Source organism: Frankia sp. CcWB2 (assembly GCF_977927585.1).
The window spans coordinates 34,862-37,372 of sequence record NZ_CDWRCM010000007.1; the positions used below are offsets into that span (position 1 = coordinate 34,862).

Consider the following 2,511-nt stretch of genomic DNA (forward strand, 5'->3'; position numbering starts at 1 on the left):
CCTCGAGGCGTCGTGGAGCGTCGCGGCGCTGGGTGGCGGCGCGCCGATCGATCTCGGCGCGGCCGCCTACCGATCGATCACCGAGGTCCGCGAGCGTGCGGAGGATCTCGGTCTGCCGTGGTGGTCGGTCACTCCCTTCATGTCGGCCCCGGTAGGCATCGACCAGGAGCCGGCAGGCACCGGGCTGGCGGGCGCCGTCTACGACGGGACCGAGTACGGCGACAACACGGTGGTCGCCAGCCTCCGGCCCGCACCGATCTACCACGGGGACACCGCGGCGGTCATCGCCGACGTCAAGGGCTGGCTCGCCGAGTCCTGGCGAGTGCTGCTGGTCACCGAGGGGCACGGTCCGGCGCAGCGCCTGGTGGAGATGCTGCGCGACGCCGACCTGGGCGCCGGCCTCGCCGAGGAGGCCACGCTCACTCCGGGCGTCGCCATGGTGACCTGCGGTCGGCTCGCCACCGGCTTCACCAGCGATACTTTGCGCCTCGCCGTTCTTACCGAAAGTGACATCGCGGGTGCCCGCGGGGTGAGCACGAAGGACATGCGGCGCATGCCGAGCCGGCGGCGCAAGGGCATCGACCCGCTCGCCCTGCTCCCGGGGGACATGGTGGTCCACGACGCGCACGGCGTCGGCCGCTACGTCGAGATGGTCACCAGGACCGTCGCGGGCGCCCAGCGGGAGTACCTTCTGCTGGAGTACGCCCGGGGCGATCGGCTGTATGTGCCGACCGACCAGCTTGAACAGATCACCCGGTATGTCGGGGGTGACGCGCCGAGCCTGGACCGCATCGGCGGCGCCGACTGGGCCAAGCGCAAGAGTCGGGCCCGCAAGGCCGTCAAGGAGATCGCCGGTGAGCTGATCCGGCTCTACAGCGCCCGGATGGCTGCTCCCGGGCACGCCTTCGCTCCCGACAGTCCCTGGCAGCGTGAGCTGGAGGACGCCTTCCCGTTCCGAGAGACACCCGACCAACTCGCCGCCATCGACGAGGTCAAGGCCGACATGGAGAAGCCGGTCCCGATGGACCGGGTGATCTGCGGTGACGTCGGCTACGGCAAGACCGAGATCGCGGTGCGGGCCGCGTTCAAGGCGGTGCAGGACGGCAAGCAGGTCGCGGTGCTGGTGCCCACGACGCTGCTGGTCCAGCAGCACTTCCAGACCTTCTCCGAGCGTTACGCCGCGTTCCCGGTGGTGGTGAAGGCGATGAGCCGGTTCAACTCGCCCGCCGAACACAAGGCGGTGCAGGAGGGGCTCGCTACCGGCAGTGTCGATGTGGTCATCGGCACCCACCGGCTGCTGTCCGGGGAGAACCGCTTCAAGGATCTCGGCCTGGTGATCGTCGACGAGGAGCAGCGATTCGGTGTCGAGCACAAGGAGCAGCTCAAGAAGATGCGCACGGCGGTGGACGTGCTCACGATGAGCGCCACACCGATCCCCCGCACGCTGGAGATGTCGATCACCGGCATCCGGGAGCTGTCGACCATCGACACTCCGCCCGAGGAGCGGCACCCGGTGCTGACCTCGGTCGCCGCCTACGACGCCCGTCAGGTGACCGCGGCGATCCGCCGGGAGCTGCTGCGCGAGGGGCAGGTCTTCTTCATCCACAACCGGGTGGAGACGATCGACCGGGCCGCCGCCCGGCTGCGCGATCTGGTTCCCGAGGCGCGGATCGCCACCGCCCACGGCCAGCTGCACGAGGACGCGCTTGAGCAGGTCATGGTCTCCTTCTGGGAGAAGAAGTTCGACGTGCTGGTCTGCACGACGATCGTGGAGTCGGGCCTGGACATCTCCAACGCCAACACCCTCATCGTCGAGCGGGCCGACGTGTTCGGCCTGTCCCAGCTGCACCAGCTGCGCGGCCGGGTCGGGCGGGGCCGGGACCGGGCGTACGCCTACTTCCTCTACCCGCCGGACAAGCCGCTGACCGAGACCGCCCACGACCGGCTCGCCACGATCGCCCAGCACAACGACCTTGGTGCCGGAATGGCCGTAGCCATGAAGGACCTGGAGATCCGGGGAGCGGGCAACCTGCTCGGCGGCGAGCAGTCCGGGCACATCGCCTCGGTCGGGTTCGACATGTACGTGCGGATGGTCGGCGAAGCGGTGGCCGAGTACCGCAAGGAGGGCGTCGAGGAGCCCCCGGAGGTCAAGGTCGAGCTGCCGGTCGACGCGAGCCTGCCGCACGACTACGTGCCGAGCGAGCGGCTGCGGCTGGACGCCTACCGGCGGCTGGCCGGCGCCGCCACGGACGCCGACATCGACGAGGTGCGTGGCGAGCTCGTGGACCGGTTCGGTCCGGTGCCCGAACCGGTCGAGAACCTGCTGGCCGTCGCGGGCCTGCGGGTTCTTGCCCGGCACTTTGGCGTCACGGAGATCATCGCCGCCGGTCGCCAGATCCGGTTCGCTCCGCTGGAGCTGCGGGAGAGCCAGACACTCCGGCTGACCCGGCTCTACCGGGGCGCCGTGGTCAAACCGGCGGTGCGGACCGTACTCGTTCCCGCGCCGACCGA

General features: G+C 70.1%; 1 protein-coding gene. It reads left to right on the top strand.

Going from position 1 to position 2,511, the window contains the following annotated elements:
• The coding region (gene mfd, locus ACY45C_RS01985) for a transcription-repair coupling factor (protein WP_462185963.1) at nucleotides 1-2,511 on the top strand (2,511 nt) is incomplete at both ends.